The organism is Arthrobacter sp. TJ-178, assembly GCF_058269275.1.
Map to the genome: position 1 here is coordinate 44,300 of NZ_JBZCNK010000007.1, position 13,302 is coordinate 57,601.

Here is a 13,302-nt window from a genome sequence, read left to right on the forward strand (position 1 = left end):
AGGCACTCAATGACCACCGAACCCGCAGGACCTGCCAACACCGATGAGGATCCCCTGGGTCCCAGCACGCCCCAGCCCGAACCGACGGGCGGCCCCCGCCGGCCGGGACAGGACGCCCAGCGGGAACCGAAGGCCGCCAACATCCGCGAGGCTCAGGGCACCTCCCCCGCGGGCACGGTTCCGGCCGGCCACTCCGGCAAGGACTCCGACGATCCCGCTGCCGCGGGCGGCACGGCCCCGGAAGAAGCCCTGTCCGAACCCGAGTCCTCGGACGGCTAAACCAGCCCGGCCCGGCGCAGCGCTTCGGCCATCGGCCCCTGCGGCTGCGCGGGAACCTGCGGACGACGGCGCCCGCTGTCGGGAGCGGGCGATCCCGCCTTGCCGCTGCGCTGCGGAGCTGACCCCTTACCGCCGCCGCTCTTTGCCGCTGCTGTCCGGCCGGCTGCCTTGCCTCCGTTTGCCGGACGGCCGTTAGGTGTCCTCTCCCGCGGAGCCCGGGGGCCGGCGGCAGCGGCGTCGTCGTCCAGGCGAAGTGTCAGTGAGATCCGTTTACGGTCCGGGTCGGCTTCCAGCACCTTGACCTTGACCACCTGTCCGGACTTCACGACGTCGTGCGGGTCCGAGATGAAGGTGGAGGACATGGCCGAAATATGGACCAGTCCGTCCTGGTGCACCCCCACATCAACGAATGCCCCGAAGGCGGCCACATTCGTGACCACGCCGTCCAGCACCATCCCCGGCTGGAGGTCGGAAATCTTCTCCACACCCTCTGAGAAGGTCGCGGTGCGGAATTCCGGCCGGGGGTCACGGCCGGGTTTGCGCAGTTCGGCCACGATGTCCAGAATCGTGGGCAGACCCACCGAATCATCCACAAATGCGGACGGCTCCAGGTGATCCAGCGGCGCACCGGCCGGGCTCATCCGCGCACCGGCCGCAGCAAGAATTTTGCGGGCAATGCCGTAGGACTCCGGATGCACACTGGAGGCGTCCAACGGCTCGCTCCCCGCGGTAACGCGCAGGAACCCTGCACACTGTTCAAAGGCCTTCGCGCCCAGCCGGGGCACCTTCTTCAGATCGGCACGGCGGGCAAAGGGCCCGTTCTCATTGCGGTAGGCCACGATGTTCTCGCTCAGCAGCGGCCCAACGCCGGCCACGCGGGTCAACAGCGCCGGCGATGCGGTGTTGACATCAACTCCCACGGCGGTGACGCAGTCTTCGATCACCGCGTTGAGGGAACGCTCCAGTTTGGCGGCGCTGACATCATGCTGGTACTGGCCAACACCGATCGATTTGGGGTCGATCTTCACCAGTTCCGCCAGCGGGTCCTGCAGCCGCCGGGCAATCGACACGGCTCCGCGCAGTGACACATCCATTCCCGGCAGTTCCGCCGAGGCAAGGGCGGACGCGGAGTAAACGGAGGCTCCGGCTTCGGAGACCACCAGCTTCTGCAGGCCTGCGTTGGGCAGCAGCCGGATAAGTTCGGTGGCCAGCTTGTCGGTTTCGCGCGAGGCGGTGCCGTTGCCGATGGCAATCAGCTCCACATGGTGCTGCTTAACCAGCTCCGCGAGCCGGGACAGCGCCTCATCCCATTTGCGGGCGGGGGCATGCGGATAGATGGTGTCGGTGGCCACTGACTGGCCGGTGCCGTCCACCACCGCAACCTTCACACCGGTGCGCAGTCCGGGATCCAGCCCCAGGGTGGGCCGGTTCCCGGCCGGGGCTGCCAGCAGGACGTCACGGAGATTAGCGGCAAAGACGCGCACTGCTTCGGTTTCAGCGGAAGTGAAGAGGCGGACGCGAAGATCGGCAGAGAGCTTGGCCAGGATCCGCCGCCACGCGAGCTGCGCAGTCTGCAGAAGCCAGGCATCGGCCGGCCGGCCGCGGTCACTCACGCCCAGGTGAGCGGCCACTGCCCGTTCGTACTTCTGCCGGGCTGCGGTCAGGGCTGCGGCGTCGGCCGGGTCAGCCTCCGCCAATTCAAGGTCCAGGACGCCTTCCTTCTCCCCGCGCAGCAGCGCCAGCACCCGGTGCGAGGGCATGCTCGACGGCGAGCCGGTGAACGCGAAGTAGTCGGCGAATTTCTGGCCTTCGGTTTCCTTGCCGGCCTTGACCTGCGAACGCAGCTTGCCCTGCTTCCAGAGCCGCTCGCGCTGCTCAGTGAGCAGGTCAGCGTCCTGGCCCGCCCGTTCCATCAGGATGGCCCGCGCTCCGGCGAGCGCTTCCGCCCCGTCCGGGACGGCGTCGTTCACATATCCGGCGGCGGCCCGTTCCGGATCCAGCGAAGGGTTGGCCAGCAGCCCCTCTGCCAACGGTCCCAGCCCGGCTTCCCGCGCCATCTGCGCCTTGGTGCGCCGCTTGGTTTTATACGGCAGGTAAATATCCTCGAGCCGGGACTTGGTGTCCGCTGCGGCGATGGCCGCGGCCAGCTGCGGGGTCAGCTTGCCCTGGCTCTCGATGGCTTCCCGGACGGACTGCCGCCGGTCCTCCAGCTCCCGCAGGTACCGCAGGCGCTCGTCGAGTTCGCGCAGCTGCGCATCATCGAGGGTTCCCGTGACCTCCTTGCGGTACCGGGCGATGAAGGGGACGGTGGCGCCGCTGTCCAGAAGGTCGACGGCGGCACGCACCTGCCACGGGGCCACATCCAGCTCCGCGGCGATCTGTGCGCAGACCCGGCCGGTGACCTGCTCGGCGGCCGTGCCGGCTTTGCCGCCCTCCTGCCGGGCGGGACGGGTTGGGGAGGACGCTGCCGGGTTCTTGGGGTGTACCGAAGGAAGACTCACCCGCCCAATTGTTCCCTACGGGCCGCAGGATCAGTCAACTATTGCCGGTTCACGGGCCGGGGCGCGGCAAGCTCATCAACCGGTGTCTCCTCGTCCGGCTCCCACCGCAGCAGGTCACCGGGCTGGCAGTCCAGCACTTCGCACAGGGCGGCCAGCGTGGTGAAGCGCACGGCCTTGGCCCGGCCGTTCTTCAGGACGGCGAGGTTGGCGGGGGTGATTCCGATGCGCTCTGCCAGGACACCCACCGGTATTTTCCGTTTGGCCACCATGACGTCGATGTCCACGATGATGGGCATCAGATCACCTCCCCGAGTTCGCTGCGCAACTGCGTTGCCTCCACATCCGTGGCGACAGCACGGGCCAGCAGCATCCGCAGCACCAGGACAATCAGTGCACCTCCGGCGACGGCCAGCCCCGCTCCGCCGATGAGCAGGACGACGCCGGGCGCCACGCCCTCTCCCGGAGCAAGCACAGCACCCAGTCCGAACAGGAGCAGGGAACCCGCACTCACGGCACCGATCACCCCGTCCACATAGCGGAAGGCGGCCGGGGAAAACACTGTTCCCCTGCGCACCATGGTCAACAGGCACCAGACACAAACCAGGATGACCTGCACCGCGATGAGGCCCAGGACAATGATGACGACGACGGGAACCCGGACGGCGTCTGCGCCCGGGCCCGCTTGCGTCAGGTCAGCGGCCAGCAGGGGCACCATGACGGTCTGCACAAACAGCGTGCCGGCAAGTACTGCCGCCAGGACAACGCGCAGCGCCAGGATCGTAAACCTGCTCATGACGTTTCCCCTCGTCGATTGATGAACACCGATTGATTTTCAGCATAAATCTATCGACTATCGAGAGGAAGGACAAGCCCCCGGCGGAAGGTTAGCCCGCCGCCGGTGTTGCTCCCGCTCCCTCCCGGTTCCCTTCCGCAGCTCCGGCCGAACGCTCCGCAGCATCCCGGGCCACAATGTAGCCGTAGACCAGCCCCTGGCCGATGGTTGCCCCTGCACCCGGATAGCTCTTGCCGAAAACGTTGGCAGCGGTGTTTCCGATGGCATACAGGCCGTCAACGGCTGAGCCGTCTTCGGTCAGGACTCGTCCGCGCGCATCAGCGGTGAGACCGCCGCACGTACCCAGGTCGCTGAGAACAACCTTGACGGCGTAGAACACCTTGCCGGAAAGGGGACGCAGGTTGGGGTTGGGCCGAACCGTGGGATCGCCGTAGTACCGGTCGTAAGCGCTCGATCCGCGGTGGAAGTCCTCATCGACACCGGCTCCGGCAAGTTCATTGAACCGGGCGGCTGTTGCCGCAAAAGCTTCCTCCGGCACGCCGATTTTCCGTGCCAGCTCGCCCAGGCTGTCGGCCTTGGCCGCAATGCCTTCCTCATACCACTTCTCCGGCAGCGACATCCGGGGAAACAGGCTCCCGGCGAGGATGTAACTGTTCCGGTATTCCTGGTCGAACAGCATCCACATAGTGCCCACCGGGTTGCCCTGGCGTTCACGTTCCAGCACGCGCTGGCCAAAGGACATGTAGTCCTGGGCCTCGTTCACAAAACGGGATCCGCTGCCGTCCACAATGAAGGATCCGGGCAGGGAGCGCTCCGCGAGCATCACCATCGGCGATCCGCCGGGCACAGGGGCAACGGCCGGGAACCACCAGGACTGGTCCATCAGTGCCGTGCCGGCACCGACAGAAACAGCGGCCTTAATGGCGTCACCCGTGTTTCCTTCACTGCCGAAACTCCAGTTTTCCAGCATTTCCGACTGATGCTTGTGGCGCATGGCCATGTCATGATCAAATCCGCCGGCGGCGAGGACCACTCCCTGCCGTGCGGTCACCGTGACCTCGCGGCCGTCCTGCTGCAGCACCGCTCCCGTCACCCGGCCATCTTTGGTGACGAGCCGCACCAGGGAGGTTTCGGTCCAGACGGGAATGCCGGCCGCCAGCACTCCGGCGTACAACCCGGCGGCGAGCGCCTGCCCGCCGGCCACGTAGTCCCGCTTCAGTGCGAGGCCGCCAACTCCCTGGAAGATTCGGGTGATTGCGGCACTGAACCCCTGGACCGGTGCTTTGGAGATCAGGTTGAGCGCACGGTAGTCCTTGCCGGTGATGGCCATCGGCAAAGATGACTCCATGGTGCCGCCGCGAAGCCGGCCGCGTTCCTCACCGAGGACATTTGCGTCGAAGGGCTTGCACTCACAGCTGCGGCCCGCAGCGGATCCGCCCGGCTGTTCCGGATGGTAATCCGAATACTCTTCATCCCACATAAATTTCATGGGCGTGGTGCGCTGCAGCATTTCCACCGTGGCGGTTCCGTTGTCCAGGAAAGCCTGCCAACGTTCTGCGGAGGAAGTGCCGGCGACGACTGCGTCGACATACGCTGTGGCCCGAGCGGGTGTGTCAGTTGCTCCGGCAGCATTGAGGACCGGGTTGTTGGGAATCCAGAATGCTCCACCGGAACGAGCCGTGGACCCGCCCACCGTGGCGGTCTTTTCCACGATCAGAACCGAGGAGCCCTGTTCTGCGGCTGCCAAACCCGCAGCCATTCCGGTACCTGAGCCGATGATCAACAGATCCACCGTCGTGTCCTGTGCCGTGAATTTCCTCGCTGGTACGGATTGCGCCATTGCTATCTCCCTAGGTTCTCAGTCGTGAAACTTGTCAGCACACCGCGAAACTTCGTTGTACCGCTGTTTGTGCACCCTAACCCGGATGCTAAGTGAAACCCAGTATCAGGATGGGCGTGGTGCATAACGGGACGCGCTCTCCGGTTACCAGTCCTCGGAGCTGAACAGCCGCCGTCGGGCACTGAGCAGTTCGATTTCCGGCCGTCCGGCCAGCAGGCGTTCGACGGCGTCGAGGACCTCCACCGCATGGGCACTGTCCGCAGTCACCAACCCCACCCCGATTCCCGCACGCCGGTGCAGGTCCGGCTCACCGGTTTCGGCGACCGATACCTCATATTTTCTCCGCAGCTCGGCCAGAATCGGGCGGATGACTGAACGTTTGCCCTTGAGCGAATGCACGTCTCCCAACAACAGATCAAACTCAATGATTCCTATCCACATGGGCCCCATCGTGGTGCATGCCTGCCCGCAAATGCCAGTGGCTGGTTGCCGGCGGGCGCGGGCAGGGGCGCCGGGCCGGGGTGCGCCCGCCGGTGAGCCGGTGTTATCTTCTCTGGATGAGCACGCCCGCTAACGCTCCGGTCCGTCCAACCCGCCGCAACGTCCTCTCCGGAGTATTGGTGGGAATCGGGGTGGCGGCGTTTGTGGATGAAGTGGTCTTTCACCAGCTCCTGCATTGGCACCATTTCTATGACAAATCCACCCTCGCCGCCGGGCTGGTCTCCGACGGGCTGTTTCACGCCTTCGGCTGGTTCGCCGTGGTGGCCGGACTCTTCCTTTTCGCAGACCTGCGCCGCCGTGCCATCCTTCTGCCCGCACGCTGGGCAGGGGCCGTCCTGGTGGGGACCGGCGGTTTTCAGCTGTATGACGGGACTGTCCATCACAAGCTTCTGGAACTGCACCAGATCCGTTACAACGTTCCGCTGCTGCCCTACGACCTGATCTGGAATCTGACTGCGGCGGTGATGATTCTTGCCGGTGCCGTCCTGCTCTACCGGACCCGGGATGCGGTGCCTGCCCGCGCCGGCGCTCCCCGGGCCTAACGGTGGACCATCACCAGTCAGGCGGATTCAGCGTTGAACTGCTGTTCCTGATACCGGCCGCCGCAGCCGTTGCCGCGTATTGGGCAGGCACTGTGTCAGCCCGTTCCCGGAACTGGCCGCTGCACCGCGCCGTACTGTTTACGGCCGGGGTGGCCGCGGTTCTTATTACTGTCCTGGATCCGCTGGCAGGGCGCAGCCACACGCATTTTGCCGCCCTGAGCTTCACCCACCTCCTGGCCGGGATGCTGGGACCGTTGCTTTTGGTGCTGTCCCGGCCGGTGTCGCTTGCACTGCGCACATTGGATGTTGTTCCAGCCCGCCGGCTCTCCCGTGTTCTGCGCAGCCGGCCGCTGCGGTTCCTGACCTTCCCGGTAACTGCCGCCGTCCTCAACGTCGGCGGGATGGTGGTGATGTTCCGGACCGGCGTGTTTACCGCCATGCAGGAATCAATGCCGGTCCATTGGCTGGTGACCTTCCACCTGGCGGCTGCCGGGTACCTGTACACCGCTGCCCTCGTGGGCCGGGACCCCATGCCGCACCGCGCCCGATTGCGGCTGCGTGCCGTGGTGCTGGTTCTTTCGGCAGCGGCCCACAACATCCTGGCCAAGTCGCTCTACGCCGATCCGCCGGCAGGAGTCGACCGGGCAAACGGAGAGGCAGGAGCACTGATCCTGTACTACGGCGGCGGAGTGGTTGAGCTGGTCCTGATGTTCCTTTTGTGCCGGCAGTGGTATTCCGCCCAGCGGCCGCCGTACCGGCTTCCCTCCGCCGCCTCCTCCTAGCTGTCTCCTCCTAACTGTCTCCTCCTAGCTGCGTCCGCCAGCTGACAGCTCTGCCCCCGCTCCGCCGGTTCCGGTCTTTTCCGCCAGGCTCCCGTCCACCAGCGAGACAATCATGGAGCAGTCCTTTCCAGCCTGTCCCGCGTCCACCAGTCGCTGGAAGAGCTGCTGCACATGCTCACCGATCTCCAGCGGCGTCCCCGTGGCCCGGGCGGCGGCGATGGCCAGGTTGATATCCTTGTTGGCGAGCTCTGTGGTGAAGGTCGGGGCGAAATCGTTGTTGGAAGCTGCTGATTCCACCACTCCGGGGACGGGGTACCAGGTGCGCAGTGCCCAGCTGTCACCGGAAGACACTGACGCGATATCCCAGAACACCTGCTTGTCCAGACCGAGCCGGTCGGCCAGCACGGCCCCTTCGGAGGTGGCCGCAAGGTTGATGAACAGCATCAGGTTATTGCAGATTTTCGCCGCCTGGCCCGTGGTGGCTCCTCCGGTGGGAATCACGTTGCCGGCCATCGGCCCAAGAAATGCGCCGGCTTCCTGCACCGCACCAGGTTCACCTCCCACCATGAACGTCAGCGTTCCGGCCTCGGCACCGCTCATTCCTCCTGAGACCGGAGCGTCCACAAAGCGGAAGCCGGCGGCAGCGGCGGCGTCGTGCAGTGCCTGTGCCGACTCAATGTCGATGGTGGAGGAGTCCACCAGCAGCGTCCGGGTGTCTGCGTGCGCCAGGACTCCGTCCGGCCCCAGGTAAACCGAGCGTGAATGCTCGCCTTTGGGCAGCATGCTGAAGACGACGTCGGCTCCTTCCACCGCTTCAGCGATGCTGTCCACGGTTTGCACACCGTGATCGGCGGCCGCCGCCACCGCTGCGGGATTCAGATCGTAACCGCGCACGGTGTGCCCGGCCTTCACCATGTTGGCGGACATGTAGCCGCCCATGTTTCCCAGTCCAATCCATCCGACTGCAGCCATGATTCACAGCTCCTTTGCTTGTGGGCGCCTGCATCCTGCAGGCGCGGAAATCAGAATGTCACCCGGGTGTTGGGTGTTCAAGAGCAGAATTTCGCCGGGTCCGGTCACTTGTGGCGGCCGGACTTGGCAGCTGTCCCCTTGGCCGGGGATTTTTTCGCGGCTGCGGTCCGGGATGCTGCCAGGAGATCCGCGGTGCCGCGGGCATCGGCGGCATCCACGTCCTGCAGGGAGATGCCGTTGGTCTCCCGCAGCATCAGCACGGAGAAGGCGGTGACCGCACAGGCGCAGAGCAGGTAGACGGCCACCGGAGTGGACGAGTCGTATTTCTCCAGCAACGAGGTGGCGATGATGGGGGCCAGCGAACCTGCAACGATCGATGTCACCTGGTACCCCAGCGAAACACCTGAATAACGCATCCGGGTGGGGAACATTTCGGCCATAATGGCGGGCTGCCCCGCGTACATCAGGGCGTGGAACAACAGGCCGATGGTGACGGCCCCCAAGATCACCAGGTCATCTGCCGTATCCATCATGGGGAACGCAAAGAAGCCCCAAGTAGCACCCAATACTGCCCCGGCGAGATAGACAGGACGCCGGCCGAGCCGGTCGGACAGCTTCCCCACCACAGGTACTGCGCAAAAATGAATGAAGTGCGCCACGAGCAGCAGCAGGAGAATCCGGGAGGTATCCACCTCCACCACCAGCTTCAGATAGGTGATGGAGAACGTCACCACCAGGTAATAGAGGATGTTCTCGGCGAAACGCAGCCCCATGGCGGTGAAGACCCCGCGCGGGTAGCGCTTGAAGACCTCGATTACGCCGTATCCTTTGGCTTCCTCCTCGACCTCCTTCTGCGCTTCCAGGAAGATCGGGGCATCGCTGACCTTGGTTCTGATGTAGTAGCCCACCAGTACGATCACCGCCGAGAGCCAGAAAGCCACACGCCAGCCCCACCCCAGGAAGGCATCCGAAGAAAGCGTCGCGGAGAGCAGGAACAGCACACCGGTGGCGAGCAGGTTGCCCATGGGCACGGCGGACTGGGGCCAGCTGGACCAGAACCCGCGGGATTTGTTGGGGCTGTGCTCCGCCACCAGCAGCACGGCGCCGCCCCATTCACCGCCAACGGCAAAGCCCTGGATGAACCGCAGCGCCACCAGCATGGCGGGAGCCCAGTAGCCCACCTGGTCGAAGCCTGGCAGGCATCCCATCAGGAAGGTGGACAAGCCCACCAAGATGATGCTCAGCTGCAACAGCTTCTTCCGCCCGAATTTATCGCCGAAGTGACCAAACACAATGCCGCCGATGGGCCGGGCCACAAAGCCGACGGCATAGGTCACGAAGGCTGCAATGATGCCGTCCAGTTCCGTTTCGGCATTGGGGAAGAAGAGCTTGGCGAAAACCAGCGTCGACGCCGCCGCATAGAGGAAGAATTCGTACCACTCCACCACCGTGCCGGCCATGGAGGCCACCACAACCTTCTTCAGCCCCTCCGGCGCGCGCTCCCTGCCGCCGCCCGCCGGAGACCCGCCCTGCCGTGGAATTTTCGTACTCATGGGGTGCTCCTGACATGTCTCCGTTGACATTTCCCGCCGCCTCCCGGCGGCCGGGCTGCAATGTTTCATTGAGTATGGACGCATAACGCGGTCTCCTCAATCCCCATAAACACCGTGCCGCTCCGGAAATCGATCCAATTGCGGTGGCGCCCCGGGTCCCGGCCGCGCTTCCCCGCGGGAAGTTGCAGCGGACCGCACCATTGTGTCCCGCAGAACATTCCCCTAAGAATGGACTATGACGGTTACCCTCAGATCACTGGAAATTGCTGTCCCGCCCACCGTGCTGGTACAAACCGAGGCACGAGACGTCTTTGCCGCCCAGCCCGGCCTTACCAGGCTGGGACAAAGGCTGGTCAATACCTGCTTCAACTCAGCTGCCATCGATACCCGCCGCACGGCCCTGACCGAGCTTTCACTCTCCAGCCGGTCCGCACACCCGCAATTCTTTGATGCTGAAACGGGCAACATGCTCAGTCCCAGCACAAAAACCCGGAATGACATCTTTGCCACCGAGGCCACCAAACTTTTCATTGAATCCGCCCAAAAGGCAGTTGATGCCTGCGAGGGCATCACCGCCCGAGACATCACCCACGTCATTACCGTTTCCTGCACGGGTTTCTTCAATCCGGGACCCGACTACAAGGTGGTCCGGGCGCTTGGCCTGAACCCGTCGGTGCAGCGGTTCCATCTGGGTTTCATGGGCTGTTACGCGGCCTTCCCGGCAATGCGGGCAGCCAAGTCCTTCTGCGAAGCGGACCCCGGTGCCGTGGTCCTGATAGTCAGCGCCGAGCTGTGCTCCCTGCACGTGCGGACCTCCAATGACCCGGACACCATCATGGGCTCCTCGCTCTTTGCTGACGGTGCTGCTGCGGCCGTGATTACCGCCCGGGACCTGCCCGGCAACGCCCCCGGAATCCAGCTGGACCACTTCGAGACCATCCTGACTCCGGTGGGCGAGGAATCGATGGCGTGGAACATCGGTGACGAGGGCTTTGAGATGGTGCTGGGAACGTACGTGCCGCACATCATCGATGATCACATTGTCGGCGCGCTGGAACCGCTGCTTGCCAAGGACCCCAGCCTCACCGGGCAGGCTTACCGCGACATTGAGCATTGGGCCATCCACCCCGGCGGCCGGAGCATTCTGGACAAGGTGGAGGCCAAGCTCGACCTCACCGAGGAGCAGCTGGTTCCGGCCCGCGAAACCCTGCGCAACTGGGGCAACATGTCCAGTGCCACGGTGATGTTCGTTCTCAAGCACATCCTGGACCAGCCGTTCCGCGGGGGCAACGAGCGCATCTGCTCCATGGCCTTCGGTCCCGGGCTGACGGTCGAAACGGGACTCTTCACCCGCGTGGGAGGTCCCGTTGAGCCCGCAACAGGCGACTCCACGGCAGAGCAGCTGCCGGCAGCAGCTACAGACCCGGCCGCCGTCCCGGCTCCGGCAGGCGTGTGAGCACCGGAACTTCCGCGGGCCACCTCACCCAGGGGCCGCTGGCGCGGCGGCTCACCCCGCCGCGCCTGCGGTCCCTCACGGAACGGGATGTCCGCGCAGTGGAAGAAATGGACCGTTCCGACTGCGACCCGGCAAAGCTGCAGCGCACCTATGCCCAGTTCTGGCTGATCAACTCAGTGGTCTCCGGCTGGCGGCGCAATTATGTCCGGTACCTGCGTCCCCGGTTCGAAACCGAGCGGACCAACACGCTGCTGGACATCGGTTCAGGCGGCGGCGACGTTCCTCGGATGCTGGCACGCTGGGCACGGCGGGACGGCCTGCGCCTGGAGATCACCGGAATCGACCCGGATGAACGGGCGCATGGCTTCGCCTCTTCGCGCCGTGACGTGCCGGGGCTGAGTTTCCGCCGCGCGTTCAGCAGCGAGCTGGTCGCCGAAGGCAGGACCTACGACGTCGTTATTTCCAACCATGTCCTGCACCACCTCACCGATGAGCAGTTCAGTTCCCTGCTCGCCGACTCGGAACAGCTGGCCACCCGGCTGGTTCTGCACAGCGATATTGAGCGCAACCGCTGGGGTTATGCCCTCTTCTCGGCCGGAACCCTGCCGTTTTTCCCCGGCAGCTTCATCCGGCAGGACGGGCTGACCTCCATCCGCCGCAGCTACACCGCCTCCGAACTGGCCGCCGCCGCCCCGCCGGAGTGGGACTGCGTCCAGCACCGGCCATGGCAGAACCTGCTGCTGTATTCGCCCGCCGGGAAGCAGCCGTGACGCCGCCGTTGCAGCCCGCTGCCCAGCTCCGGTCCGCCGCCGTTCCCCGACCTGTTTCCGATGTGGCAGTGGTGGGCGGCGGACCCGTGGGCATGTTCTTGGCTGTGCTGTTGGCTCAGGAGGGTGTGCGCGTGCAGGTCTTGGAGCAGCGGACGGAGCGCTCGGCGCATTCACGCGCCATCGGTATCCATCCCCCGGCGCTGGACGCGCTGGCTGCTGCCGGGGTTGCCGAAATGATGAGCGGCGAAGGCGTCCAGATCCGCCGCGGCGAGGCCCGCAGCGGCGCCCGGCGTGTGGCGGAAGTGGATTTTTCCGCGGTGTCCAAGCGGTTTCCCTACGTTCTAACCCTTCCCCAGCTGCGCACCGAGGCCATCCTGGAGGCCCGACTGCGCGAACTGGATCCCGGTGCACTGGTGCGCGGGGCGAGAGTCAGTGGACTGCACGACGACGACGGCCGGGTTCTGCTGCTCGGCACCGGCGCAGCGGGCACCGGCCCTGCCGGTGACCCGGAGGGCCGGGGGGAAACTTTTGCCCTGTCGGCACGGATCGCAGTGGCGGCCGACGGCGCCCGTTCCGGCCTGCGCCAGCTGGTGGGAACACAGTGCCGGACCCGCACGCTCCCGGACACCTATCTGATGGGAGACTTTGCGGACACTACCGGGGACGACGCCGTGGGCGTTCTGTACCTCGAGTCCGGCGGCATCGTGGAGAGCTTCCCCCTGCCCGGCGGCGTCCGGCGATGGGTTGCCCACACCGACCAGCTGATGGGGTCGGCCACAGCGATGGACCTGGCCCGCCTGGTCCGTGAGCGCACCGGAATGCATCCGGATCCGGAAACCAACACCATGCTCAGTGCTTTTTCGGTGCGCACAGGGCTGGCGCGCCGGCTGGTCCGGGGCCGCACCGTACTCATCGGTGACGCCGCCCACGAGGTAAGTCCCATCGGCGGCCAGGGCATGAATCTCGGCTGGCTGGATGCCGAGGGACTCGCCCCGATCATCACCGCCTCCCTGCAGGGACACGATGTTGGATCGAAGCTGGAAGCCTACGGCCGGGACCGTCGCCGGGCTGCGCTTGTGGCTTCCCTGCAGGCCCAGCTGAACATGGCGCTGGGCAGGCCGCTGGCTCCGAGGATTTTGGCGGGCCGCAATGCGGGGGTAGCCCGGATCCTCCGGTCCCCGTCGGCCGGCAACCTGGTAGCCCGCCGGTTCACCATGCAATAGGCCGGCGGTGCAGCTTGTGGCTGACACAGGTCATTGCACAGCCGCAGCTTAACGCGATCAGGCCCGGCCCCTGAGGGGACCGGGCCTGAA

Annotated in this window: 13 protein-coding genes; 6 read left to right on the forward strand and 7 right to left on the reverse strand. The window is 65.5% G+C overall.

Going from position 1 to position 13,302, the window contains the following annotated elements:
• The first annotated feature begins 9 nt into the window (after positions 1-9).
• The gene (locus AC4D2Q_RS16595; protein ID WP_490947550.1) at positions 10-279 is read left to right on the forward strand and encodes a hypothetical protein; all 270 of its coding nucleotides are present in this window, start codon (positions 10-12) and stop codon (positions 277-279) included.
• Here AC4D2Q_RS16595 and AC4D2Q_RS16600 read toward each other — a convergent pair.
• The 5 genes from AC4D2Q_RS16600 to AC4D2Q_RS16620 all read right to left on the reverse strand — a co-directional run bounded on the left by AC4D2Q_RS16600 (position 276) and on the right by AC4D2Q_RS16620 (position 5,854).
• Positions 276-2,657: a Tex family protein gene (locus AC4D2Q_RS16600; protein ID WP_490947621.1), complete on the reverse strand. Its 2,382-nt coding sequence runs from the start codon at positions 2,655-2,657 to the stop codon at positions 276-278. The genes AC4D2Q_RS16595 and AC4D2Q_RS16600 overlap by 4 nt on opposite strands.
• 161 nt (positions 2,658-2,818) lie before the next feature.
• Positions 2,819-3,076 (reverse strand): helix-turn-helix domain-containing protein, encoded by a 258-nt coding sequence (locus AC4D2Q_RS16605; RefSeq protein WP_490927724.1) that lies wholly within the window; start codon positions 3,074-3,076, stop codon positions 2,819-2,821.
• Entirely contained in the window at positions 3,076-3,573 is a 498-nt protein-coding gene (locus AC4D2Q_RS16610) for a DUF2975 domain-containing protein (RefSeq protein ID WP_490947551.1), read from the reverse strand. The genes AC4D2Q_RS16605 and AC4D2Q_RS16610 overlap by 1 nt, the downstream gene beginning before the upstream one ends.
• 91 nt (positions 3,574-3,664) lie before the next feature.
• On the reverse strand, positions 3,665-5,413 hold the full coding sequence (locus tag AC4D2Q_RS16615) for a 3-ketosteroid-delta-1-dehydrogenase (RefSeq protein WP_490947552.1): 1,749 nt from the start codon (positions 5,411-5,413) through the stop codon (positions 3,665-3,667).
• A 144-nt stretch (positions 5,414-5,557) separates the two neighbouring features.
• Positions 5,558-5,854, reverse strand: a complete 297-nt coding sequence (locus AC4D2Q_RS16620; protein WP_490947553.1) for a DUF503 domain-containing protein — start codon at positions 5,852-5,854, stop codon at positions 5,558-5,560.
• Positions 5,855-5,970: 116 nt separating this feature from the next.
• Between AC4D2Q_RS16620 and AC4D2Q_RS16625 the strand changes: the two genes are divergently transcribed.
• Together AC4D2Q_RS16625 and AC4D2Q_RS16630 are read left to right on the forward strand one after the other, a co-directional pair.
• On the forward strand, positions 5,971-6,456 hold the full coding sequence (locus tag AC4D2Q_RS16625; RefSeq protein ID WP_490947554.1) for a DUF2243 domain-containing protein: 486 nt from the start codon (positions 5,971-5,973) through the stop codon (positions 6,454-6,456).
• A 2-nt stretch (positions 6,457-6,458) separates the two neighbouring features.
• Positions 6,459-7,238, forward strand: coding sequence for a cytochrome c oxidase assembly protein (locus tag AC4D2Q_RS16630; RefSeq protein WP_490947555.1), 780 nt, complete (start codon positions 6,459-6,461; stop codon positions 7,236-7,238).
• Positions 7,239-7,262: 24 nt separating this feature from the next.
• On the opposite strand, the gene mmsB is transcribed toward AC4D2Q_RS16630, so the two are convergent.
• Positions 7,263-8,210: a 3-hydroxyisobutyrate dehydrogenase gene (gene mmsB, locus AC4D2Q_RS16635; protein ID WP_490947556.1), complete on the reverse strand. Its 948-nt coding sequence runs from the start codon at positions 8,208-8,210 to the stop codon at positions 7,263-7,265.
• A gap of 104 nt (positions 8,211-8,314) precedes the next feature.
• On the reverse strand, positions 8,315-9,763 hold the full coding sequence (locus AC4D2Q_RS16640; RefSeq protein ID WP_490947557.1) for an MFS transporter: 1,449 nt from the start codon (positions 9,761-9,763) through the stop codon (positions 8,315-8,317).
• A 235-nt stretch (positions 9,764-9,998) separates the two neighbouring features.
• Here AC4D2Q_RS16640 and AC4D2Q_RS16645 point away from each other — a divergent pair, with 235 nt between their 5' ends.
• Genes AC4D2Q_RS16645 through AC4D2Q_RS16655 form a run of 3 tightly spaced genes read left to right on the forward strand, consistent with a single transcriptional unit; the run spans position 9,999 to position 13,212 of the window.
• Positions 9,999-11,219, forward strand: coding sequence for a type III polyketide synthase (locus tag AC4D2Q_RS16645; RefSeq protein ID WP_490947558.1), 1,221 nt, complete (start codon positions 9,999-10,001; stop codon positions 11,217-11,219).
• On the forward strand, positions 11,216-11,989 hold the full coding sequence (locus AC4D2Q_RS16650) for a class I SAM-dependent methyltransferase (protein ID WP_490947559.1): 774 nt from the start codon (positions 11,216-11,218) through the stop codon (positions 11,987-11,989). Before AC4D2Q_RS16645 ends, AC4D2Q_RS16650 begins: the two co-directional genes overlap by 4 nt.
• Positions 11,986-13,212 carry an FAD-dependent oxidoreductase gene (locus AC4D2Q_RS16655; RefSeq protein WP_490947560.1) on the forward strand — a complete coding sequence of 409 codons (1,227 nt, stop codon included), beginning with the start codon at positions 11,986-11,988 and terminating at the stop codon, positions 13,210-13,212. The genes AC4D2Q_RS16650 and AC4D2Q_RS16655 overlap by 4 nt, the downstream gene beginning before the upstream one ends.
• The last annotated feature ends 90 nt before the right edge of the window (positions 13,213-13,302 follow it).